This window comes from Pseudomonas morbosilactucae, assembly GCF_023241665.1.
GTDB lineage: Bacteria > Pseudomonadota > Gammaproteobacteria > Pseudomonadales > Pseudomonadaceae > Aquipseudomonas > Aquipseudomonas morbosilactucae.
The window spans coordinates 125516-147894 of record NZ_JALQCX010000010.1 but is presented as its reverse complement, the minus strand read 5'-3'; the positions used below and the strand labels follow the sequence as shown (position 1 = coordinate 147894).

Annotated in this window: 20 protein-coding genes; 12 read left to right on the top strand and 8 right to left on the bottom strand. The window is 64.6% G+C overall.

Going from position 1 to position 22379, the window contains the following annotated elements; translation table 11 throughout:
* Positions 1-7: 7 nt before the first annotated feature.
* Positions 8-961 carry an alpha/beta fold hydrolase gene (locus tag M1B35_RS06475; protein WP_268261520.1) on the bottom strand — a complete coding sequence of 318 codons (954 nt, stop codon included), beginning with the start codon at positions 959-961 and terminating at the stop codon, positions 8-10.
* A gap of 212 nt (positions 962-1173) precedes the next feature.
* Here M1B35_RS06475 and M1B35_RS06470 point away from each other — a divergent pair, with 212 nt between their 5' ends.
* On the top strand, positions 1174-4140 hold the full coding sequence (locus M1B35_RS06470) for a LodA/GoxA family CTQ-dependent oxidase (protein WP_268261519.1): 2967 nt from the start codon (positions 1174-1176) through the stop codon (positions 4138-4140).
* Positions 4140-5252, top strand: coding sequence for an FAD-dependent monooxygenase (locus M1B35_RS06465; RefSeq protein ID WP_268261518.1), 1113 nt, complete (start codon positions 4140-4142; stop codon positions 5250-5252). The genes M1B35_RS06470 and M1B35_RS06465 overlap by 1 nt, the downstream gene beginning before the upstream one ends.
* 7 nt (positions 5253-5259) lie before the next feature.
* Here M1B35_RS06465 and M1B35_RS06460 read toward each other — a convergent pair whose 3' ends face one another.
* Entirely contained in the window at positions 5260-6444 is a 1185-nt protein-coding gene (locus M1B35_RS06460; RefSeq protein ID WP_268261517.1) for an MFS transporter, read from the bottom strand.
* A 44-nt stretch (positions 6445-6488) separates the two neighbouring features.
* Entirely contained in the window at positions 6489-7238 is a 750-nt protein-coding gene (locus tag M1B35_RS06455; RefSeq protein WP_123333011.1) for a TetR/AcrR family transcriptional regulator, read from the bottom strand.
* Positions 7239-7585: 347 nt separating this feature from the next.
* On the opposite strand from M1B35_RS06455, the gene M1B35_RS06450 reads away from it, so the two are divergent.
* The 4 genes from M1B35_RS06450 to M1B35_RS06435 are packed head-to-tail and all read left to right on the top strand — an operon-like array spanning position 7586 to position 12230.
* Complete coding sequence (locus tag M1B35_RS06450) at positions 7586-8290, top strand: ABC transporter ATP-binding protein (RefSeq protein WP_268261516.1); 705 nt, start codon at positions 7586-7588, stop codon at positions 8288-8290.
* Positions 8287-9486, top strand: coding sequence for an ABC transporter permease (locus M1B35_RS06445; protein WP_268261515.1), 1200 nt, complete (start codon positions 8287-8289; stop codon positions 9484-9486). The genes M1B35_RS06450 and M1B35_RS06445 overlap by 4 nt, the downstream gene beginning before the upstream one ends.
* The gene (locus tag M1B35_RS06440) at positions 9479-10966 is read left to right on the top strand and encodes a TolC family protein (protein WP_268261514.1); all 1488 of its coding nucleotides are present in this window, start codon (positions 9479-9481) and stop codon (positions 10964-10966) included. The genes M1B35_RS06445 and M1B35_RS06440 overlap by 8 nt, the downstream gene beginning before the upstream one ends.
* Positions 10956-12230, top strand: a complete 1275-nt coding sequence (locus tag M1B35_RS06435; RefSeq protein ID WP_268261513.1) for an efflux RND transporter periplasmic adaptor subunit — start codon at positions 10956-10958, stop codon at positions 12228-12230. Before M1B35_RS06440 ends, M1B35_RS06435 begins: the two co-directional genes overlap by 11 nt.
* A gap of 48 nt (positions 12231-12278) precedes the next feature.
* Here the strand turns inward: M1B35_RS06435 and M1B35_RS06430 are convergent, their stop codons facing one another.
* Entirely contained in the window at positions 12279-12962 is a 684-nt protein-coding gene (locus tag M1B35_RS06430) for a substrate-binding periplasmic protein (RefSeq protein WP_341870139.1), read from the bottom strand.
* Between the two features lie 402 nt (positions 12963-13364).
* On the opposite strand from M1B35_RS06430, the gene M1B35_RS06425 reads away from it, so the two are divergent.
* From M1B35_RS06425 to M1B35_RS06400, 6 genes are all read left to right on the top strand, one after another.
* The gene (locus tag M1B35_RS06425) at positions 13365-14843 is read left to right on the top strand and encodes an alpha/beta hydrolase (RefSeq protein WP_268261512.1); all 1479 of its coding nucleotides are present in this window, start codon (positions 13365-13367) and stop codon (positions 14841-14843) included.
* A 294-nt stretch (positions 14844-15137) separates the two neighbouring features.
* Positions 15138-15941 (top strand): AraC family transcriptional regulator, encoded by an 804-nt coding sequence (locus M1B35_RS06420; RefSeq protein WP_123332999.1) that lies wholly within the window; start codon positions 15138-15140, stop codon positions 15939-15941.
* Positions 15942-16505: 564 nt separating this feature from the next.
* Positions 16506-18011 carry a radical SAM/SPASM domain-containing protein gene (locus tag M1B35_RS06415; RefSeq protein WP_185039238.1) on the top strand — a complete coding sequence of 502 codons (1506 nt, stop codon included), beginning with the start codon at positions 16506-16508 and terminating at the stop codon, positions 18009-18011.
* Between the two features lie 29 nt (positions 18012-18040).
* Positions 18041-18778 (top strand): 2OG-Fe dioxygenase family protein, encoded by a 738-nt coding sequence (locus tag M1B35_RS06410; RefSeq protein ID WP_123332993.1) that lies wholly within the window; start codon positions 18041-18043, stop codon positions 18776-18778.
* Between the two features lie 39 nt (positions 18779-18817).
* Positions 18818-19528, top strand: a complete 711-nt coding sequence (locus M1B35_RS06405) for an AzlC family ABC transporter permease (RefSeq protein ID WP_268261511.1) — start codon at positions 18818-18820, stop codon at positions 19526-19528.
* Positions 19525-19842 carry a hypothetical protein gene (locus M1B35_RS06400; RefSeq protein WP_123332989.1) on the top strand — a complete coding sequence of 106 codons (318 nt, stop codon included), beginning with the start codon at positions 19525-19527 and terminating at the stop codon, positions 19840-19842. The genes M1B35_RS06405 and M1B35_RS06400 overlap by 4 nt, the downstream gene beginning before the upstream one ends.
* Positions 19843-19881: 39 nt before the next feature.
* Here M1B35_RS06400 and M1B35_RS06395 read toward each other — a convergent pair whose 3' ends face one another.
* The 4 genes from M1B35_RS06395 to M1B35_RS06380 all read right to left on the bottom strand — a co-directional run bounded on the left by M1B35_RS06395 (position 19882) and on the right by M1B35_RS06380 (position 22328).
* A complete protein-coding gene (locus tag M1B35_RS06395; RefSeq protein ID WP_268261510.1) occupies positions 19882-20352 on the bottom strand; it encodes a hypothetical protein in 471 nt (156 codons plus the stop codon).
* The gene (locus M1B35_RS06390) at positions 20346-20795 is read right to left on the bottom strand and encodes a glucosaminidase domain-containing protein (protein ID WP_185039236.1); all 450 of its coding nucleotides are present in this window, start codon (positions 20793-20795) and stop codon (positions 20346-20348) included. Before M1B35_RS06390 ends, M1B35_RS06395 begins: the two co-directional genes overlap by 7 nt.
* A gap of 134 nt (positions 20796-20929) precedes the next feature.
* Positions 20930-21361 (bottom strand): tetratricopeptide repeat protein, encoded by a 432-nt coding sequence (locus M1B35_RS06385; RefSeq protein ID WP_259740388.1) that lies wholly within the window; start codon positions 21359-21361, stop codon positions 20930-20932.
* Between the two features lie 121 nt (positions 21362-21482).
* Positions 21483-22328, bottom strand: coding sequence for a site-specific integrase (locus M1B35_RS06380; protein WP_425273395.1), 846 nt, complete (start codon positions 22326-22328; stop codon positions 21483-21485).
* Positions 22329-22379 lie beyond the last annotated feature (51 nt).

The window sequence follows — 22379 nt, the reverse complement described above, 5'->3', positions numbered from 1 at the left end:
CGGCGTATCAGCGGGGCGGATAGGTACGACTGAGGAACGCCAGCAGGTGGCGATTCACCTCGTCCCCCTGCTCGCTCTGGATCCAGTGCCCGCAGTCCGCCAGCACCTGGGTTTCCAGATGCGGCACGCTGTCGGGCATGCGCTTCAGGGTGTGGGCTTCAAGCACGCCGACCGGGTCCTGGTCGCCGATCAGGAACAAGGTGGGCTGCGTCACCTGGGCCCCGGCCAGAAACTCGCTGCGCTGCCAGTTGCGTTCAAAGTTGCGGTACCAGTTCAGGGCCCCGCGAAACCCCCGACCGGCAAAGCTCTGGCGGTAGCGGGCAAAGTCCGCCTCGCTGCACCAGGCCGGCAACCCGCTCGGCACCTGGATCCCGTCGAACAGGCGGGCGTCAGCCGGGCGTGGTTGCAGCAGCGCCCCGGCATTGCCCATAAACAGGCGCAATGAGGCGTCGAGGTCAGCATCCATCTCGGCCTCGGCTACCCCCGGCGTCTGGAAATAGAGGATGTAGTTGAAACGCTCGCCATGCAGTTCGCGCATGATCTCGGTGGCCGGGCGTCTTGGGCGCCCGGCAAAGGGCACCGACAAAGTCACCAGGGCCTGGATACGCTCCGGCTCCAGCAAGGCCAGGTACCAGGCCAGCATGGCGCCCCAGTCGTGCCCGACCATCGCCACCTGGCGCTGGCCGAAGGCGTCCATGGCGCCCTGGATGTCGGCGCACAGGGTCAGCAGGTCGTAATCCTCCACCGCGTCGGGCGCATCGCTGGCGCCGTAACCGCGCAGCTCCGGGACAAACACCCGATAGCCAGCGGCCACCAGTGCCGGCACCTGACGCCGCCAGGAGTACCAGCACTCGGGAAAGCCATGCAGCAGCCACACGGGGCGACCGTGCTCGGGGCCGGCCACTTGCACACTCAAGCGGATGCCGTTGACGTTCAGAACATGCTGTTGGTACGGGTCCATCGCGGTCTCCCTTAAAGCCCTGCGCACGCGCCGAACCCTAGCAGAAGCCTGCTCCGCCCCCGAGCAGTATTCACCTGTCGAATGACTCCGCCCGGCCCTTGCCCGCGCTCGGTATCAACAACTTTTCTGCGGAAATGGCGCAATGACATTAGGCAGCTATAGTGCTTTGGCTGAGCCGACAGACGGCTCGAACCACAGCAAGGAGCGATGCCATGAGCAAGGACACCTATCTGCCACCCCCGTGTTTTGATCAGCCTGAACAAGCCCCCGAACGCCTGACGGAAATGTTCGTCGATATCGTGCAGAAAAAACGCATCGACCTGGGGCAGCACCCTGCCGAACGGGCGGTGTTTCGCAAGCTGCACGGCGTCGCCCACGGGCGCCTGGAGATGTGCAAGGACATTCCCGATGAACTGAAAGTCGGGGTCTTCGCCCATCAAAGCCTGCAGGCCTGGGTACGGTTTTCCAGCGACACCACGCCCACGTCCCCCGACCTGGGCAGCACCCTGGGCATCGGCATCAAGCTGTTCGGCGTGCCCGGCCCCAAGGCCCTGGGGGATGACGGCGACACCGCCGATTTCATCATGCAGAACTTCCCGGTGTTCTTTGTCGACAACGCCCAGGAAATGGTCGAGTTCACCTACGCCGGCGTGGTCGCCCAGGATTACCCCGGCTACCTGAAGAAACACCCCAAGACCAACGACATCCTCAACCGCATGGGCCGCACCATCGAAGGCAGCGTGCTGACCACCCAGTACTGGGCGATCCTGCCGTTCCATTCCGGCGAGCAGCGCTATGTCAAGTTCCGCCTGGACCCCGAGACCCCGCCGGAGAACGTCGCCAACAACCAGCTCGACTACCTGGCGGTGGACCTGGGCCAGCGCCTGTCCCAGCGCGAATACCGCTTCCGCTTCATGGTGCAGTTGCGCACCAACGACGCCAGCATGCCCCTGGACCAGGCCACCGTGGAGTGGCCGGAAGCCGAGAGCCCCTTCGTCCACGTGGCGACCCTGACCCTGGCGCAACAGGACGTCAGCGAGCGCGGCCAGGCCGAATACGGCCAGGGCCTGGGGTTCAACATCTGGCGCCTGCCCCTGGAGCAGACCCCGGTGGGTTCCATCGCTGAGGCGCGCAAAATGGCCTACGCCGCAGGTGCACACCTGCGCCATGAAGCCAACGGCCAGAGCCTGCAGGACCCGCCCCAGCCGCGCCCGGCACGCTGCCCCTTTGCCCCGGCCGCGGACACCCGGGTGGATCGGCCCGAGCCCGAGGTCAAGGATCAGTGCATCGTCAAGGCGGTGATTTACCCGGCAATCGGCGTGGCCCGGGTGGGCAATAGCCAGACAGAATGGTTCATCGGCCCCGAAGTGCCCAACCCGGCCCCGGAAAAACCAGGTTTCTACCGTGACGCCAAGAAGGCCCTGAAACGCCAGGCCGCGCGCTTTCGCGTGTACGGGGTCAATGCCAAGGGCGAGATCGTCCGCGAACTGACCCCGGATAACGCCAAAATCCAATGGCAGGTGCAACTGGCCAACACCAAGGCCGCCTGGTACGGCTTCCAGCTGGCCCTGGACATTCCCGAAGCCGCCTCGGCGCCGCCCAGCACCCTGCGCAACGCCGCCGTGGCCGACCGTACTCGCCTGGCCATCACCCCCAAGGCGCGCAGCGTCACGGGCAAGGATTCCAAGGTGCAACGTTTCGACGACGGCCAATTCATGGGCACCCCGGTGTACCTGGGGGAAATCTTCACCGACAAACAGGGGCGGCTGGTGGTGCTTGGCGGCCATGGCGTGTCTGCGTCCTGGGACGACAGCCGGGCCATCACCTTCGCCAACAACGAAGGCTGGCACGACGATGTCTCCGATGGCCCGGTAACAGCCCAGGTGACCCTGGACGGCAAGGCGTTGCTGGTGGACCCGGCCTGGATCATCGTCGGCCCGCCCAACTTCGGGCCCCAGCGCAAATCCGTGCGCACCATGTGGGACCTGATGCGCGACGTGGCCATCGACGCCGGCACCCTGGCGTGCCCGAGCCGGCCGAGTTTCACCCTGGAGATCCTGCCGATCTTCGAGCGCATGGCCGGTTTGCAATGGGTCAACGCCGGCTTTGCCGCAGGCTTCGGCTGGAAAGGCGTGAACGACCTGAGCAGCCCCGAAACCCTGGCGCGCCTGGCCGATGGCAGCACCGCCAACCACGACTGGCGACACAGCATCGCCAACCAGTTCCGCAACTACGAGGTGGACAGCTGGTCACCCAAGCCCTGGCCGTGGATCTACGGCGACGCCATGGCCGTGCCGGCGGCCCACACGCCGCGGCAGAACAGCACCCTGGGCAAGACCCAGATGGCCCTGTTGTGGGAGTGGGCCGCGGGTAACTTCGTTGAAGACTACGACCCCGAGCGTGTATGGCCCCAGGACATCGACGACGTGCCCCTGGCGGAACGAGGCGACACCCTGACCCGCGCCGCCCTGGAGTTCTGCCTCGCGGACGCCTTCCACCCCGGTTGCGAAATCACCTGGCCGGTGCGCAGCAGCACGATGTACATGGCCCCGTTCCGCCTGGCCCACGCCCTCGACGGCTGGGTCGCCCCGGGCCTGGGAGAGGTGTTCACCAGCGACTGGCTGACCATTCCCAACGGCCCGTTGTACGGCCAGCAGGCCGGGGGCCTGACGCGCTGGATGGCGGTGCCCTGGCAGACGGACTCGGCCAGCTGCCGCTCCGGCTACGACAAGAACTACGACCCCTATGTGCCGAGCTTCTGGCCGGCGCGGGTGCCCAATGAGGTGCTGACCAAGCACAACTACCGCATCGTCATGGACGAGGAAAAACCCCTTGGCGAACGCCTTGCCGCCTTCGCCAACCGCGCGGCCTGGATCGACCCGCTGGGCAGCACCAGCTACACCGACCAGATCAACAACATGATTCACCACTTCGATCACCTGGGCGTGGTGGAGGTGCACCCGGGGCCCAGTGATCGCGAGCATTTCCCGGCTGTGATCGAGGTCGAGGACCAGCACCTGCCAATTCCCGATCAGCCCAACCCGAGTGCCAAGCCCCACACCACGTCCGAGGAGCACACGGCCTTGCAGGTCGGGGCGATCACTGGCACACGAGCGGGATCGGTGGACATCATGACCATCGAGAAAGTCCGGCGCTTCCCACGCGGGCTGCCCGGCTGATGGCCGCCAGCAATCGGCTGAACGCCGATGTGCTGGTGCTGGGCGCGGGGCCGGCGGCGTGCACGCTGGCCTTGAACCTGGCGCCCCAAGCCAGGGTGTTGCTGGTGGACAAAGCGCTGGAGCCCTTCGCCGGGTTGGGTGAATCGCTGCCGGCGGCTGCCGGGCGGCTGCTGCGGGACATGGGCCTGCAGCAGGCGTTTTTGCAGCAGGGCCACCCGCCCTGCTACAGCACCCGCAGCACCTGGGGTACGGACAAGCCGATGCAGCAGGACGCGTTGCGCAACCTTGACGGTCCGGGCTGGCACCTGGACCGGCCACGCTTTGATGCCTGGCTGGCGACGGTGGCCCAGGCCCGCGGGGCCGCCTTGTTGCAGCAGACCCGGATTCTTCGGGTGCACCCGCGCCCTGACGAGGAACACCCCTGGTGCGTGGCGTTGCAGCGCCAGGGGCGAACCTTCGAGGTGCAGTGTCGGGTGTTGGTGGATGCCAGCGGACGCGGCAGTTGGCTGGCTCGGCACTTGGGCGCCCAGCGCCGGGTCAGCGACAAGCTGGTGTGTGGCTGGCTGCTGGGCAAGGACCGGGCCGACAGCGACGGCATCAGCGACCTGTGGGCGGAAGCACAGGGTTGGTGGTACAGCGCAGCGTTGCCCGGCGGGCAGCGCCTGGTGAATTTCTACACCGACGCGGACCTGCCGGCCGCCGCCAGCGCCCACTCCGGGCAGGCGTTACTGGCTCGACTGGCGGACAGCGCCCTGCCCCATCTCCTTGACCCTGGACAGGCGCCGCGCAGTGGTTTTTGCGCGGCCCACAGTGCCCGCCTCGACCGCTGTTGCGGCACCGGCTGGCTGGCGGTGGGCGATGCGGCACTGGCGTTCGATCCACTGTCGGCCCAGGGGCTGTTCAATGCGCTGTACACCGGTTTGGCCGGCGCTGAAACGGCCTATCGCTGCCTGCAAGGGCAGCCTTCGGCGCTGACGGATTACGCGGCCGAGCTGAACCGCATCGAACAGGCCTACACGGCGCATTTGGGCGCCTGGTACCAGCAGGAACAACGCTGGCAACAGGCACCGTTCTGGCAGCGCCGCCAGGTACGGGCCGTGACCGCGGCCTGAAGCACCCTTACGCAGCCGGCAACGGCTGCGTCCTGGCCCGTAGCTGCAAAAACAGCATCAACAACAGGGCCGGCACAATCACCAGGCTCGCGGTCATCATGGCCGAGGCCACGCCGCTGCTGGCCAGGCTGTGCCCACCGGCAATCACCCCAACCCCGATGGCAGCATTCAGCACTGCGGTGTGCAGCGCTGCAGCCGGCACGGTATCGGGCCCGGCAATGCGCAGCACCCAGGTCTGCAAGGCCGTGAACAACGCGGCAATGGAAACGCCCCACAGGCCCAGCAAGCCCACCACCATCGGCAGGCCCAAGGCCGGGCCATAAGCGCCCAGCAGCATCAGGGCCGTGGCCAGCCCCAGCAAGGTCACGAGGATAAACCCCTTGAGGTAGCGATCCAGCAGCAGCGCGCTTAACAGGTTGCCGATAAACCCTGCGGCGCCAAAGGTGAACAACAGGCTGGCAATCAGATACGGCGTGATGCCCGGCACCTGGCCGATATAGGGTTCGATAAAGGTGTAGGCGGCAAAGTGCGCAGCGGCAGTCAGCCCGGTGATCAGGTAGGTCAGCAGCAGGTCCCGACGCCGCAGCACGGCGCCATAACCGCCGCTCTCGGTCGCGGCTTGCAAGGCCATGGATGGCAGGCTGGCGAACATCGCCACGGCACTGAGCAAACACATCAGCCCCAGCCCGAGGAAGGCCTGGCGCCAACCGTTGTATTGGCCGATCAGGTTGACCAGGGGCACCCCCAGGACAGTGGCCAGGGTGATGCCGCCAAGCACGATCGAGGTGGCCAGGCCCAGGCGCCGAGGTGGCGCAATGCTGGCGGCGGTGGCCGCCACGGTGGCCCAGAACACGCCATGGGCCACCGCGCCCAGGGCACGGGCCGCCAACAAGGAAGGAAAGTTTGCCGACAGCGCCGACAAGGCATTGGCCGCAGCAAGGATCAACATCAGCGCAATCAGCAGGACTTTGCGTGGCACCCGACGACTGAACCAATGGGCCAGCAAGCCGCTGGCAGCGCCGATCCAGGCATAGAGGGTCACCGTCAGCCCAAGGGTGGCCGGGTCCTGGCCCAGGTCCGCGGCCATCAGCGACAGCAGGCCGATGGGGGCGAACTCACTGGTGACCATGGTGAATGACGCCAGGCACAACACCGCCACCGCCGACCATACCCGCCACATTCCGTTGACCATCTGTGCTCCCCCTGCGCTGGATGGCGGCGAGTGTAAAACAGCCGTCAGCTGCCGGCGAGTGCGCCCAGGGTCTGCTGACGCAACAAGCGTTGGGTGGCCAGCACCTGCTCCAGGGCCTGTTCGGATTCCGGGTCTTGCATGGGCGCGCGGATGGCCGCCGACACCAGGCTGATCAACTTGGCCATGACTTCCGCGTCGGTGGCCGGCCGGCCCAGGCTCATGGCCTGCATCAACAGGCGCAGCTCGGTGCCGGCCATGACCCCGGAAATCGCCTTGAGGGCAAATTGCAGGCGCACCCCCAGTTCGTTGCGCGGCAGGTCCGGCAAGGCCAGGGCGAACGCCTTGAAGAAGCGCTCGAACACCGGCTGATAGTGCTCCTTGAGGTATTCCTGGATAAACGGCGAGGTGTCGCTGTAGACCCGGCCCAGAAAGCGGATAAAAGAACGCCCTTCCTGGCCGCCGGATTCGTCGCTGCGCTCCAGGCCCATGGCCGGGGCAAACAGCACCCCCAACAGGGTTTCGCAATCCAGGGGACCGCTGGCCTGTTCTTCACACTTGGCCAGCAGTTCCAGACGCTGATCGTTGAGGGGGCCGAGGCGCTGCATCAGCAGGGCCTTCATCAGCGAATCCTTGTCGCCGAAGTGATAGTTCACGGCTGCCAGGTTGACCTGGGCACGTTCGGTAATCTGTCGCAGCAGCACCGCGTCATAACCGTATTTGATAAACAGTGCTTCGGTGGCTTCCAGCAGTCGGGTCTTGGTGAGGTTGGGGGCACTGAGCTTCTTTGCGACCATGGAGGCTAACCTTTGGCTGGGTAAAAAACTGACCGAGCGAACAGTGTTTTAAAAAAAAATTTGATTTTTTATACCGGTCAAGTCCCCTAAAAGCAAGCGTTTGCCAGACGCCTGGGGCCAGCCCGGGTTTTTTCTGACTGGCCGGTTTTGCCCGCATCAGGGTGCAGAAAAACCCATTTTCCGGGGCCCCGGACGGCTGGCGCAGGCCGTTGATCGCCGCTACTATTCAAAACAATTTTTTAAAAATAATAAATAAAACCAAGCTTGAGCCTGCCTTCGTCCCTCCTCCGGCTAACCCTGGAGGGCCCCGTTGCCGCAGTGCGTCGAGCCGGATGGCGCGCCAGGCAATGACAGACACCATGGTTGATCCGGGTTTCATCTCCCTGCAAAGCATCGGCAAAAGCTATCGGCTGGCGGAGCAACCGCTGCACATCCTGCAAGACGTCTGCCTGCGCATCGAAGCCGGCGAAAGCTGCGCCATCCTAGGCGCCTCCGGTTCCGGCAAAAGCACCCTGCTGAACATACTCGGCCTGCTCGACCTGCCCGACAGCGGCCACTACCGCTTTGCCGGCCACGACATTCTCAAAGCCAGCCCGGACCAACTGGCGGCCCTGCGCAATCAACAGATCGGCTTTGTCTTCCAGAGCTTCAACCTACTGCCGCGCCTCAGCGCCCTGGACAATGTCGCCCTGCCCCTGAGCTACCGCGGGGTGCCCCGGGGCGAGTCGCTGCAACGGGCCCGGCATTTGCTGGAACGGGTCGGCCTGGCGGAGCGTGCCGAGCATCGCCCGGCCGACCTTTCCGGCGGCCAGCGCCAACGCGTGGCCATTGCCCGGGCGCTGGTGGGCGAACCCTCGCTGATCCTCGCCGACGAACCCACCGGCAACCTCGACAGCCATACCGCTCAAGACATCATGGACCTGCTCCTGACCTTGAACCGCGAGCGCCGGGTGACCCTGATCATCGTCACCCACGATGCCCAGATCGCCCAGCGCCTGACGCGGCAGATCCGCGTGCACCAAGGCCGCGTGCGGGAGGCCTGCCCGGCATGAACCTCAAGGTCGAGCCCAGCGCCAGCCAGTTGTGCCATGAAGCCTGGATCAGCCTGCGGACCCTGGGCAAGCGCTCGGTCCTGGCCCTGTTGGGGATCGTCATCGGCAGTTCGTCGGTGGTGGCCCTGATCAATATCGGCCACAACGCCGCCGCCGACGCCGCGGCGATCTTCCAGGACATGGGCACCGACACCCTGGCGGTGCAGTTTCCCGAGTCCGGCGGCGTGCGCAGCGGCGCGCCGATCCGTCTGGATATCCCAGCCCTGCAGCAGGCCCTGCCCGGGGTCCGCTACCTGGCGCCGGTGATGCTGTTCAGCGGCCCGGTGCTGTTCCATGGCCGCACCGTCAACGCCAACCTGGTGGGCAGCACCGAACAGTTGCCCGATGCCCTGCGCCTGCGTGTAGAGGCTGGGCGTTTTATCTCGGCCTACGACCGTCATGAAACCTACGCGGTGGTCGGTGCCCAGCTCGCCCGGGCGTTGGGCGCACCAGGCGACCCACTGACCCTGGGGGACCGGATCCGCGTCAACGATTACCTGTTCCTGGTGATCGGTATCCTGCAGCACCAGCCGGGTGCTGTTCTGGTGCCGGTACAGGCCGACGACTCGCTGTTCCTGCCTCTGGAAGGCATGGGCCGCATCAGCACCACGGCCCAGGTCAGCAACCTGATTGCCCGGGCCGCCCCGGGACAGGACATGGTCACGGTGGCCGGAGCGCTGCGCGAGGCCTTGCAGGGGCAACTGCCGGGGCGGGACGTCGAGGTGCAGATCCCTCAGCAGATCATCGACGGCATGACCCGCCAGAGCCGCACCTTCGGTTACCTGTTGCTGGCCCTGGGGGGCATTTCCCTGGTGGGAGGCGGTGTTGGGGTGATGAACGTGATGTTGATGAACGTTGCCGAACGACGTCGGGAGATCGGCATCCGCATGGCCCTCGGCGCCCGCCGTCGAGACATTCGCAACCTGTTTCTGCTGGAGGCCGTCACCCTCACCGCCCTCGGCGCCCTGTGCGGCGCGGTGCTGGGGCTGCTGGCGGCCTACAGCTATGCGCGGCTCTCGGGATGGCCCTTCAGCCTGGCGCCGCTGGCCTTGCCCCTTGGGGTGGGCAGCACCTTGCTGATCGGCCTGTTCTTCGGCTTCTACCCGGCCGTTGCCGCCTCGCGCCTGCAACCGGTGGAGGCCTTGCGTGATGAATAATCGCCGCCACAGCCTGCTGCTATTACTGCTGCTGAGCCCGGCATGCCTCGCCGCCAAGCCCCTCACCGCCCCGGCGTCGGCCCCGTCCCTGGCCAGTGCCCAGGCTCGCAGTGTGCTGTTGAGCCAGCAACTGACCCAGTTGACCCTGGGCGACGCGGTGTACCTGGGGCTGCGCAATAACCGAGGGATCCGCAGTGCCTACCTGCAACGGGTGGCGCAAAAGTTCGACTTGCGGGTCTCTGAAGACGCCTTCAACCCCAAGCTGCTGATCAATGGCAGCTACCTGAGCAACCAGGGCAGCGATGACCGTGGGCGCGATGCGCGGCTGTCCCCCACCACCAGCCTGCTGGGGCAATACGGCACCCGCCTGAGCATGGCCTGGACCCAGGAACTGAGCCGCGCCGACCGCGCCGGGCGTTACCGCAGCGACGGCCTCGACTTGGCGATCATCCAGCCGCTGCTGCGCGGTGCCGGCTGGGACGTGACCACCGCGCCCCTGCGCCTGGCGCGGATCACCGAGCAGGCCAACCGCCTTAACCTCAAGTCCACGGTGAGCCAGACCATCACCGACATCATCAGCGCCTACCGCGAACTGCTGCGTTCCCAGGAACAATTGAGCATCGTCCAGCAAGCGCTGAAACGCGCCCGCGCCCTGCTGGACGTCAACCGGGCGCTGATTGACGCAGGGCGCATGGCCGAGTTCGAAATCGTCCAGACCGAAGCCGACATCGCCACCCAGGAGCTGGGGGTGGAAGAGGCGCAGAACCAGGTGGACATCAATCGCTTGAGCCTGCTGCGCCTGCTGGCCCTGGACCTGTCGACGCCGATCCGCGCCAGTGAGGCCCTGGAAGCCAGCCGAGTCAGCATCGACCCGCAGCAGGCGCTGCGTCTGGCCCAGGTCCAGCAACCGGAATACCTGGCGACGCTGCTGGGCAGCCAGCAGGCCGACCTGAACCTGGTGATTGCCAAGGACCAGGGCCGCTGGGACGTGTCGCTGGTGGCGGGGGCCAATCAGGTCCGCGACCGCTACGACAACAACGACAGCAATGGCGCGGGGCGGCGCTGGGACAGTTACGCCGGGGTCCAGGTGCAGATTCCCATTGGCGACCTCAGCACCCGCCAAGCCGAAGTGCACGCCCGGGTCGATGTGGAGAACCAGGAAATCCTCCTGGCCGATGCTCGCCAGGCCCTGGAACGCAGTGTCACGGATGTGGTGCGCGACCTCGGCACCCGCTGGCGGCAGTACGAAATTGCCCAGCGCGCGGTGGACCTGTCCCAGCGCAAGCTGGAGATCGAGCGGGAGAAGCTCGGCGCCGGACGCTCCAGCAACTTCCAGGTGCTGAGTTATGAGGGCGACCTGCGCAATGCGCAAAATGCGCGGCTGAACGCATTGATTGCCTACCTCAACGCCCAGACCCAGTTGGATCTGACCCTGGGCATGACGCTGGAGAGCTGGGACATTGCCCTCAATGACTACTGACCCGAATAAAAAACGCCGCCTGTACGGCGTGGCGCTGCTAGGCGTGCTGGTGCTGGCAGGTGCCCTCGCGCTCGGCGATCGCAGCAGCACGGCGGGCCCGGTGGCCGAAGGCCGCTGGATCGATGTCCAGCCCACACCACTGGTGCATCAGATTGGCTTGGTGGGCAAGATCGAGCCGCAGCAGACCATCACCCTTAGCGCGCCGTTCGAGGGCAATGTCCTGGCCAATCGGGTGGAACAGGGGCAACGGGTCGAGGCCGGCCAGGTGCTGCTGGAAATGGACCCCAGCCTGCTGCAGATCCAACTGCGCGACGCCCTGTCGGCCCAATTCAAGGCCCGGCGCGCCGTGCAGGAACTACAGGACTGGAACAATGGCGCCCAGGTGGCGCGAGCCCGGCGCGCCCTGCGCTCGTCGGAAATGGCCCTGGCCAGCTCCGAGCGCAAACTGCGGGAAAGCCAGACCCTGTTTGCCCGAGGCATCATCCCGCGCAACGAACTGGATGACCTGCAGCAGCAGGTGCAGGCCCAGCGTCTGGACCAGGTCGCGGCCCAGGGCGAATTGCAGCAAGCGCTGGCCCAAGGCCAAGGCGAATACCGGCAGATCGCCGAGATGGAACTGACCAACGCCACGGTAAAATACGAGGCCCTGCGCAGCCTGCTGGCGGGCCAGCACGTGCTCGCGCCCTTTGCCGGAATCGTGGTGCCCGCCCCCGGCCTTAACCTGTCCCAAGCGGCGTCGGCCCAGGCCAGTGGCCCGGTGCAGAGCGGCAGTAAAGTCAGCCAGGGCCAGGTGCTGTTCGGCCTGGCCAACATCGAGCGGCTGAAGATTGTCAGCAAGGTCTCGGAGCTGGACATCAACCAACTGCACCCAGGGCAAAGCGTGGAGATCCTCGGCGATGGTTTTGCCGGCGAACGCCTGAAAGGCACCGTGGAGATTGTCAGCAGCCTGGCCCTGGCGGGCGACAGCTCGGGCGGCGGCGCGCAGTTCCCGGTGACCCTGTCGATCCCTGAACTGAGCACCGAGCAACTGCAACAGGTGCGCCTGGGCATGAGCGCACGGCTGACCATCGTCACCTACCGCAACGACCAGGCGCTGATCGTGCCGCCTTCGGCAATCCACCGTGAGGGGGCGAGCTTGAGCCTGGACTACCGCCCGGCGGTGGACCAACCCGCGCGGCGCATCCCCATCAGCACCGGCCAGGCCACACCCGAAGGCGTGGAAGTCCTGGGGCTTTCTGCCGGGCAGGTTCGCCTGCCTGAATGACACTCATCATTCCCAGCCCAGGGCCGGGCCAACGCACCGGCCTCGCCGTCAAGGCGCGGTATGGGGGCTGGGCGCATATTCACGCTTGAGTGCTTCAAGGGTGCCGTCGCGCCGCAGTTGCTCCACTGCCTGGCGCAAGGAACCCACCAACTCCGGGTCGCATTGCAGGGAACAGGCCAGGTAAAGGTCCAAGGTGCTCAGCTCCGGGCTGCGGAACAACCGTCGCGGGGACAATTTGGACCAGATGTAGGTGGTTTCCGGAATGCCGTTGAACCAGGCATCGACCCGGCCCATCAACAGCAACTGGGCCGGGTTTTCACCAATCTTCACGGCGTAGATCTGCTCGTTGCTGAAGCCGTTGGCCCGAAGAATCTCCTCTTGGGCGCTGCCCAGCCCCACGGCCACGGTCCGGAAACGCTGACGCGCCTCCTCGAAATCCTTGACTTGCCACTTGAGGCTGAAAAACGCCCGGCCCATGGACATGACCGGCGCAATCCAGGTGTAGCGCGACTCCCGCTCGGGGGTGCGGCTCAGGGGAATGATCAGGGCGTTGTCTTTCTCTTGCACATACTTTTGCGCCCGGGCCCAGGGCAAGGCGCGCAGTTGCACAGCCACACCGGCCTTGGCCAAGGCGCTGAGGGTGAGGTCGCCGATAATGCCGTGGCGCTGTTCCTCGCTGATGATGGTCAAGGGCGGCGCATCTGGCAGGTACAGCTCGACCTGCGCAGGCACGGCCTGGGCCTGGGCGGTGAACAGCCATCCGAATAGGCATCCGGGGTACAACAACAGTCGGCATAGGCGCTGTGGGGTTTGAATCACCGGCTCGATCTCTTGGCGGTCGTTTTCAGGCAGTCGTTTTCAGGGGTAGCGGCCCAGGGTACGGTTCCATAAACGCGCTGGGCAGTGGGTTTCAGTGGGTTTGGACCTCCGGCGGCAGCCTGGGGATCATCATGCACTGCAATATAGGCGATGAACGGCTGTTGGACAGCATGGAATCGCACGGGCTTTCACCACCCGGTGTGGCCATCGGCAAGCGACAGAAGGGTAGCCGCTCTACGGCGCTGGTTTGATCTGGCGGGTGACGATATCGTGAGCGCCTTTAAAGGACGATGTCGGGTCAGGAGAGATCAATTCATGGGCGTAACCTTCATCCCCCTGCTCAAGCGAACGGCGCTGATTCTCGGCGTCAGCCTGGTGGCGGTGCTGGCCTGGCGCATTTATGACAGTGAGCGCGGGCCGGCCCTGCAACCCTGGCACCTGCAAGTACCTCATGAACTGGACGCCGAAGAGCTGGACCGGAGCAACTGGTCGGGCTGGCTAAAAGCCGAGGACCGGGTGTTCAGCGAGGTCCGCCAGCACGTCAGCGAACAGCTCGACCTGACACAGGTGCCGGCCTTGAACCGCTATCGCCTTGACAGCCCGGTGTACCCGCCGCGCTTCAGCCAAGACTGGAACCGCTCCTACGTGCTGGAACCGGACGGCCCGCCCAAGGGCGTGGTGGTGTTGCTCCATGGCCTGACCGACTCGCCCTACAGCCTGCGGCATATCGCCCAGCATTACCGCGAACAGGGTTACCTGGCCATCGGCCTGCGCCTGCCGGGCCATGGCAGCGTGCCTGCGGCACTCACCGCGGTGGATTGGCAAGACTGGCTGGCGGCCACGCGCCTGGCGCTGCGCACCGCTCGGGAACGGGTGCCGGCGCCCTTGCCGCTGCACCTGGTGGGTTACTCCAATGGCGGCGCCCTGGCGGTGAAATACTCCCTGGATGCCGTGCAAGACCCGCAACTGCCCCAGGCAGACCGCCTGGTGCTGCTGTCGCCGATGATTGGCGTGGCCCAGTCCGCGCGTTTTGCCGGGCTGATCAGTTGGCCCGCGGTGTTCCCGGCCTTCAGCAAAAGCGCCTGGTTGCTGCGCCTGCCGGAATACAACCCGTTCAAGTACAACTCCTTCCCGGCCAATGCGGTGCGCCAATCCTGGCTGCTCACCGACGCGCTGCAGAGCCAGGTGGCGCGACTGGCCCAGCAGCGGCAACTGGCGACCCTGCCACCGATCCTGAGTTTTCAGTCCGTGGCCGACGCCACCGTCAGTACCCCGGCGCTGATCAGCGGCCTGTATCGCCACTTGCCGGAGAACGGCAGCGAACTGGTGCTGTTCGACCTCAACCGCGCCATGGACTTTGGCGGCCTGCTGGACCCGGCAGCCAGTGATGCCCTGGCCCACCTGTTGCCGGCACCGCCCCGCCACTACCGCACACGACTGATCACCAATGCCGGCCCTGGGCAGGCGCAGATGCAGATCACCAGCACCGAAGCCGACAGCGTGCAGGCCATCGAGCAGCCCCTGGGCCTGAGCTATCCCCAGGGGGTGTTCTCCTTGTCCCATGTGGCCTTGCCCTTCCCCGAAGATGACGCGTTGTACGGCCCAAGGCCCAAGGCCGGTGAGGATTTCGGCATCCAACTGGGGCGCCTGGCCGCACGGGGCGAACGAGGGGTGCTACAAATCCCTCTGGATGACCTACAGCGCCTGACCTCTAATCCGTTCTATCCGTATCTGCTGCAACGCATCGACGACGCAATAGCGTCGACGCCGACCGGCAACGGGGCCAGGCCATAAGCGCTGTGCCTGGCCCGGAGGCTGCCGTTCATCGGCATTAACGCGGGTGCACGGCTGCATTGATGGCAAATCGCAACTATCGTGCCTGAAGCACAAGACACCGCCCCTCGACGCCGTTTATTCTGATTGCCCGGACAGTTTCCGGACGATATGCGAACCGCAACTGGCGGGTCGACGGCCGGTGTCTTGCACTATTCGGGCAGCTTTTTTTCAAACACAGATGAACCTGGGCAGTGCCCGGTCCTGCAAGGGGATCGGGAACGCCAGGTCGATAGCAGTACGTGGGAGTGGTACATGTCGGGCGTAAAGGATTGGGCGAAACGTGGCCATACATTGCGACGCATCGAGCGTTTCGAGGCCTATTTCAGCGGGTACGGGTTCGAGCCCCACCGCCACGATACCTATGCGGTGGGCCGCACCCTGGCCGGGGTGCACAACTTCAACTACCGCAAGAGCATGCGGCACAACCTGCCGGGGGGCACCATCGTGCTGCACCCCGATGAATTGCACGACGGTGAAGCCGGCACCGAGGACGGTTTCCAGTACCGCATCGTCTATATCGAGCCGGCCCTGCTGCAACAGGCCCTGGGCGGCAAACCCCTGCCCTTTATCACCGATGGCTTGTCCCGCGACCCGCGCCTGTACCAGGCTACCCAGGTGCTGATGCAGGGCATGGACACCCTGATCGACCCCCTGGAGGAAGACGATGCCCTGTACGACCTGGCCCAGGCCCTGGCGGCGGTGGCGGGCATGCAGCGCGGGCGAAAGTCCCTGGACTTCATCGCCGCAGAACGGGCCCGGGAATACATCCACAGTGCCCTGGAACGGGTGGTGACCCTGGATGAACTGGAGCAAGCCAGCGGCCGCGATCGCTGGAGCCTGTCCCGTGACTTCCGCGCCCTGTACGGCACCAGCCCCTACCGCTACCTGACCATGCGCCGCCTGGACCACGTGCGAGTGTTGATGGTGTCTGGTGTATCCATCGCCGACGCCGCGCTGATCGCCGGTTTCACTGACCAAAGCCACATGACCCAGCACTTCACCCGCACCTACGGCCTGCCCCCTGCGCGCTGGCTGCGCATGATCCGCCCCGCCTGACAGTCGGGGCGTCTCTCGACTGTGCAACTTGCACGATCTTACAAGACGCTCATCAGCCCCCTTCTTACACTCCTCAACGCACGGCAACGATGCTTCATGCAACTTCAGGTTGTTGTGCTAATTATTTGATTTCATTGAAATTAAATTTTTAGCCAACACCTTTTTTTGCAGCAGCTAGCCGCCTGATTCCGGGCGGTCAACGGCGCCGTCGCTGCCGACCCTCAACCTGAGGGCGGCGGTCAGGGTGTGCGGTTTCCCCGGCACCCAATCAACCCTTTTGAGCGAGGAAGTCAGGATGAACTCCATGATCAACGTCTCCGTGATTGGCGGAACAGTGGGCGGCACCGTAGGCGGTACCGTCGGTGGCACGGTAGGTGGGACCGTTGGAGGCACGGTAGGCGGCACCGTAGGTGGAACAGTCGGCGGAACCGTAGGCGGCACCTTTGCTTCCTTCGGCGGCGTCCAGCTGAAGTCGCGACTGAGCAAGTAAGGCAGTACCAGGGAACAGGTGCTGAACAGCGCCTGTTCCCTGATTCGGTATGGGGTAAACGGAGCATGCAGTCCATGACAGTCGTTAATAAAGACACCTACGTTCTTTCCAGTGATGTTATCCAGACGCAGGTTGGCCAGCGACTTGCCGTCTATCACCGCCACCTGGGCGGGTTGTTTTTCCTTGATACCGCCGGTGCCCAGGTGTTGCAGAGTTTTATCAGGCCGCAATTGCTGGACCCGGAGCTGTTGGAAAGCGAGGCCGAGACCCGCCAGGAAGAACTGATCCAGCAACTGATCGCGCGCCGCGTACTGGTGCGTCCCGAGCAACAGGGCGTGTCGCCGTTTCCCGAAGGCGAAGTGCACAAAAAGGTCAACATCATCCAGTTGATCCTGGCCAACGCCTGCAATTTTGGCTGCACCTATTGCTTTGAAGGGGTGCAAGGCAAGGAAATGTCCGCCGAGGACGAAATCAACCGGGTGGACGAATCCCGACTGATCGCCCGCGAAGGCATCAAGGTCAATATCGAAGACTCCATCTACGCCTCCAAGGAGCGCTTCGACCACCAGTACGACCCCAAGAACCGCTCGATGAAACCCGCCGATGGCGTCGCTTACGTCGAGTCGGCGCTGGCCGTGGCCAAGTCCGCCGGGGTCGAAGAAGTCATGGTGCAGTTCTTTGGCGGCGAACCGCTGCTCAACTGGCGCACCATCAAGGCGGTGCTCGACCGCTTCGGCAACGGCCAGCAAGACGGCATCCGCATCGCCTACTCCACGGTCACCAACGGCTCGCTGATCACCGAAGAAGTCGCCGAGAACTTTGCCCGTCATCAAGTGGCGGTGTGCGTGAGTTTCGACTCCCCCACCAGCCCCAGCCGTCCGCTGAAAAATGGCGACGACAGCACCCCGGTGGTGATCGCCGGCCTGCGCATGCTGCAAAAATACGGCAACCGCGTGGCCATCAACTCGGCGCTGACCTCGGCCACCTGGTACGAGTTCGACGAGTCGATCGTCGACCTGGCGGTGGATGTCGGTGCCCGGGAAATCGGCGTGGTGGTGGATTTCGATCCGACCTTCTACTCCACCTTCGGCACCCAGAACATCGTCGAACGCCTGTGGAAGGTGATCGAGTACGGCCGCTCACGGGGCGTGGTACTGACCGGCTACTGGCACCAGATCTTCCAGGTCATGCTGGGTTTCGACAGCGTCAGTTACCGGGGTTTCAAGAACTGCTCGGCCAAGGGCGCGCAGTTCAGCATCGAACCCAACGGCTCGGTGTTCGCCTGCAAGGCCGGCTCCACCCTTCTGGGCAATATCCGCGACGGCGAGCAACTGCTCGACGCCGAACCCTATCAGGCCCACGCCCGGCTGCGCCGTGACAATCCGGAGTTCTGCAAAGGTTGTGAAATAGAGGGTTTCTGCGGTGGCCTGTGCCTCGGCCCGCTGGAGAAGAAATACGCCACGGTGAATGTGGTCGAGCCCTCGGCCTGCGACTTCTACCGGGGCATTACCCGCAAGCACATCGAATCGCTCAAACCTTACGAAATCGCCACGTTCGACCTGCAATCGGTCGACCTCTGATCTTTTCGGCCAGCCAAGGAAGCCAATCCATGCTCAGCGCTATCGCTACCCAACCGCAACTCCAGACCGTGTCGGCCAACAGTGACTACGAACGCCAAGGCTACTGCGTGATCGAGATGCCGAAAATGTCCGCCGAAGTCGAGGCGTCCTTCGCCAACATGCCGCGGGACGGCCACAGCCTCAGCCGCCTGCGGGAAATCCGCCTGTCGCAGTTCTTCGGCTACTGGGATGAAAGTGAATGGGTCTTCGCCCTGCTGCCCCAGCGTAAATACGTGCAATCGGCGCGCTACATCAAGCTCAAGGAAGCCGGCGGCGTGGCTCGCCACCGTGAGCGCATGGAAGTCGATCCCTCGCCGCTGATCGCCCGGGTGCTGGACAACCTGCCGATCGACCGCCGTGATCTGTTCCAGATCAACGTCAACCAGATCCGCGTGGTGGTCAACGACGAGTTCCGCGGTGTCACCGTGCCCGAAGGCCCGCACCGCGACGGTCACGAATACAGTGTCATCGCCATCGCCAAGCGGGAAAATGTCCGCGGCGGCGAAACCCAGGTCATCGATCCAAAAACCATGGAGGTGGTTTACCGTGACGTCCTCGAAGAAAATCAGGCGATTCTCATCGATGACCAGCGCTACATCCATTACGCCAGCGAGATCGAAGCCGAGTCTGGCACCACTGGCTACCGCGATATCTGGGTGATCGAGATCAACCGCTGGGAAACCCGCGCCTACGGCATTGCCCACGAGCGTGAAGCACTGAAGGCCTGAGTCACAGGCCTCACATAATAAATTGCCCAGGGAGGCGATATGGAAGTCGGTCAAGAACTTGAGTTGGTGGAAAGTCGGCCCAGTGCCTTGCGCCGGGTTGCCCCGGCGGCATTGGCCATTGTGCCGGTGAGCATGCTGTTCGGGGTGCTCGCGGCACGGGCCGACTGGTCACTGTTGGAGGTCGCACTGGTGGGCCTGCTGGGATTCACCGGCAGCGGCCAGTTCGCGGTGCTGCCTCTGGCTCAGTCCGGGGCCGGCTTCTTTACCCTGTTGCTGGTGACCGCTTCGATCAACAGTCGTTACTTGCCGATTGCCTTCACCTCGTCCGCTCGCCTGCCACGGCCCACGCTGCAAAAAGCCAGCGTGGCGCACATGCTCGGCGACGAAGCCTATGCCACCGAGCATGAGGAAGACAGCCCGGCGACGGTGCTGTTGATCCGCGCGACGATCTTTTTTGCCTGGGTGGTGTCCGGGGTGCTGGGTGCCCTGCTGGGCAAGCTGTTGCCCCCGGAGTGGATCGGTAACGAGGTCAACCTGGGCTACCCGGCCAGCGTGGTGCTGATGTACCTGTCGCTGTCACAACTGCGCAGCCGGCTGAGTGTCGAACGCAGCCGATTGGTGGGGATGCTGGCCCTGGTGGCCGTGTGCGTGGGCCTGGCCCTGCTGCTGATCCTGTGGATGGGCCCCGTGTATTTCTGGATCCCCAGCGTGTTGCTGGCCACCGCCGTATTGAGCAAGGCCAACCTATGACCACCTCGACCTGGATCACCATCGCCGCCCTGTTCGCCACCAGTTGCCTGGTACGAATCATTCCGGCCTTCGTCAATGTTCGCCTGCCGGCGGGCCTGCAACGCGGGATGGAGCGAGTGCTGCCAGTGGCCGTGTTCATCAATTTCGCGGTGTACATCGCCTACAGCGAAATGAGCAAGGAGCCTCTGGCGGCCAGCCTGTCCCTGCTCATCGTCGGGGCCATTGCCCTGAGCAATGTGCTGGGCCTGATCGGCGCTGCTGCCATCGGCACCGCCGCCTACTTCGCGGCCATCCACTGGCTGGCCGTGGCTTGAAACCCAAGGCGGTGCTCTCAAGCGCCGCCTGCTTAGGCCTCAGTTCTCGTCCTCACATCCCAGGCCCTGGCGCTGTGCCTCTTCATCGGCCTGGGTCTTGCCCGTCCGGGCCATGATCTGCCCCTGCAGGTGCTTGAGTTCAACGAACACCAGGCGCTCGCAACGGTTGATTTCCCAGACATCACCGGTCAGCACACTGACCGCATACAGGCCCCAGTACTCGGTCGCGCCGGCCTTGGGGTCGTTGTAGCCCAGGCTGAAATCGAAGTAACCCGGATGCGGCGGCCGCCCCTGGTCATCCCGCAGGTCACCGTCGATAAACACCCCGGGGCGGTTCAGGTCATGGCGCTGGTGCTTGAGGGCCAGGCGCAACACTTGCTGCGCCTGCTCTTGGTTCAGGCCGCTGGGGGCGATCTGCGCCGGTTGCAGGCTCGCCGCCTGACCGGCCGCCAGGGCCTCGGCGCTGAGCAACAGGCCCAGGCCGAGGCGGGTCAATGTTCTGTTCAGCACGCCATGCGTCCTTTGACTGACTTGATGATGTCCGCCAGGTACTTGGCGAAGCCATTGCGCCCGCCAGTGGCGGCGTCACCGGTGTTAAAACCGATCTGCACCAGGGCCAGGGCAAACTCCATGGGGTCCTGCTTGCCACGCACCGCCGAGCCGTAGCGGGTGGCGAACGACTGGGCGCATTGCTGGAATGAAGAGAACTTCGCCACTTTGATCCGCGCATTGCCCTGGGGCGCCTCAGCGCCGATCTGCAGGGGCGCCGGGGCGTGCAGGGAAAAGTAGTTGTTCATCTCCCGGGCAATGCGCCCGGTGCCGTATTGGCTCTCCTGGGCGGCGAGACCGAGGATGTTCTCCACCGGGACATTCAACTGGTCGGCTATCGGCTGGCACACAGCCTTGTGCTTGCTGACAAAGGTCACTGCACTGACGTTATTACACAGGCTCACGCTTGCTCCCTCAATGGACGATTCGATTCCGTGGGTGGATCGTTGAAGCGGCGCAGTATAGGCCGGCCCTCAGCGACTGTTCAGCGGGTTCGCCGAGGGCTGGCAAGACTGTGCAATGGCTCACAGTTTTCCGGCTAGAGCTGGGCCCGGGTGCCAAGGAACGCCAGGTAGCGAGGGTCTTCCTCGGCGAAAATCGCCGCACCCGCGCCCATGTAGGCACGCATCAACTGGTCGGCGGCCTGGTCCGGTGCACCGCTGTCGAACAGCACCTGGCCCAGCCGCAAATGCAGGAATGGGTTGCCCAGGGCATCAGGGCAATGCATGGCGTGTTCCAGTGTGTCGCGGGCCCCGGCCAGGTCACCGCTGAGATACAAGGCATCGGCGATGGCCGCCAGGACCCAGGTCGCCGCTTCCCAGTTTTCCTTGGGCTGCGGGATCAGCTGCCAGGCCTGGCGGTATTCAACCAGCGCCGCCGGGTAGTCGCCCGACTCGGCCAGCTCATCACCTTGCTCGCAAAGGTCGCTGATCTGTTCGTGCAGCGCGTCGGGCAGTTCCATCTCATCCATCGTCGATACTCCTGTGTGGATTGGCTGTGGGTTTGGACAGCCTGATTGTGGCCGAGTGCCGAAGGCACTTACGCGGATGTCGCAAAAAATTCACCGGGTGCGCACGCCATGCGAGCCCCCGTCAAAGGTCAAAACGGTCGATGGCCCGGCGCCGTTCGTTGTCCTCGCGCACATCGTAGTTGGCGGTGGTCTGGATATTGGTGTGGTGGGCCAGTTTCTGGGCGATGGACAGGTCGTATTCCTCGATCACTCGGGTGATGAAGGAACGGCGAAAATCGTGGGGCATGATCGGCACACCGATCTGCGCGCCACGCTGGCGGGCAATGTAGTAGATCGCGTGTTTGCTGATGCGCTCGCGGGTGATGTGCCCGCCACGACGGATACGGTTGAACAGGAATGCGTCGTCCGCCTCACCGCCCCCCAGTTGCGAACGCCGCAGTTCAAGCCAGGCCTGGAGCTTGGCAAAGGCCCAGGTCGGCGCGTATTTGATCAATTGCTTGTTGCCCTTGCCGGTGACCCGCAGGCTGCGCTCGGCGAAGTCCACCTGATCGAGGTCGATGTTCACCGACTCCGATTTGCGCATTCCCGAGCCGTACAGCACGGCAATGATTGCCGCGTCACGCACACCCTGCGGGCGCGGGTCGGCGGCGCAGACGGCCATCAGTTCCTGGATCAGGTTGCGTCGCAGGTTGCGCCCCTGGGACAGGCGCGTCCCGGCCATGGGCTTGACCGAGCGCATCTTCAGCAGGTGCTCCTGGCTGATCAGGCTGACCCGCCAGGCCTCGTTCATCACCCCACGCAAGGCGTTGACGTACAGCGACGAGGTATTGGGCGCATAACCGTCTTCACGCAGGGCCGCCACCAGGGCGCTGACGTCCTGGGGCTGCAACCCGTGCCAGGGGATGTCCTCGATGTCCAGCTCGTCGAACCCCAGGCGGTCCGCCGCGTCCTGCAGCACGTAGCGCATGGTCGACTGGCTCGATGGGGCCAGGCGTGCCAGGTACAGTCGCAACGGGTT

Excerpts from the sequence above, each read along its gene's own strand:
- M1B35_RS06450 (WP_268261516.1), top strand. The coding sequence starts at position 7,586 with ATGACAGACACCATGGTTGATCCGGGTTTCATCTCCCTGCAAAGCATC.
- M1B35_RS06380 (WP_425273395.1), bottom strand. The coding sequence starts at position 22,328 with ATGCGCTACGTGCTGCAGGACGCGGCGGACCGCCTGGGGTTCGACGAG.
- M1B35_RS06420 (WP_123332999.1), top strand. The coding sequence starts at position 15,138 with ATGTCGGGCGTAAAGGATTGGGCGAAACGTGGCCATACATTGCGACGC.
- M1B35_RS06445 (WP_268261515.1), top strand. The coding sequence starts at position 8,287 with ATGAACCTCAAGGTCGAGCCCAGCGCCAGCCAGTTGTGCCATGAAGCC.
- M1B35_RS06385 (WP_259740388.1), bottom strand. The coding sequence starts at position 21,361 with ATGGATGAGATGGAACTGCCCGACGCGCTGCACGAACAGATCAGCGAC.
- M1B35_RS06435 (WP_268261513.1), top strand. The coding sequence starts at position 10,956 with ATGACTACTGACCCGAATAAAAAACGCCGCCTGTACGGCGTGGCGCTG.
- M1B35_RS06415 (WP_185039238.1), top strand. The coding sequence starts at position 16,506 with ATGACAGTCGTTAATAAAGACACCTACGTTCTTTCCAGTGATGTTATC.
- M1B35_RS06470 (WP_268261519.1), top strand. The coding sequence starts at position 1,174 with ATGAGCAAGGACACCTATCTGCCACCCCCGTGTTTTGATCAGCCTGAA.
- M1B35_RS06400 (WP_123332989.1), top strand. The coding sequence starts at position 19,525 with ATGACCACCTCGACCTGGATCACCATCGCCGCCCTGTTCGCCACCAGT.
- M1B35_RS06405 (WP_268261511.1), top strand. The coding sequence starts at position 18,818 with ATGGAAGTCGGTCAAGAACTTGAGTTGGTGGAAAGTCGGCCCAGTGCC.
- M1B35_RS06455 (WP_123333011.1), bottom strand. The coding sequence starts at position 7,238 with ATGGTCGCAAAGAAGCTCAGTGCCCCCAACCTCACCAAGACCCGACTG.
- M1B35_RS06425 (WP_268261512.1), top strand. The coding sequence starts at position 13,365 with ATGGGCGTAACCTTCATCCCCCTGCTCAAGCGAACGGCGCTGATTCTC.
- M1B35_RS06475 (WP_268261520.1), bottom strand. The coding sequence starts at position 961 with ATGGACCCGTACCAACAGCATGTTCTGAACGTCAACGGCATCCGCTTG.
- M1B35_RS06460 (WP_268261517.1), bottom strand. The coding sequence starts at position 6,444 with ATGGTCAACGGAATGTGGCGGGTATGGTCGGCGGTGGCGGTGTTGTGC.
- M1B35_RS06465 (WP_268261518.1), top strand. The coding sequence starts at position 4,140 with ATGGCCGCCAGCAATCGGCTGAACGCCGATGTGCTGGTGCTGGGCGCG.
- M1B35_RS06440 (WP_268261514.1), top strand. The coding sequence starts at position 9,479 with ATGAATAATCGCCGCCACAGCCTGCTGCTATTACTGCTGCTGAGCCCG.
- M1B35_RS06410 (WP_123332993.1), top strand. The coding sequence starts at position 18,041 with ATGCTCAGCGCTATCGCTACCCAACCGCAACTCCAGACCGTGTCGGCC.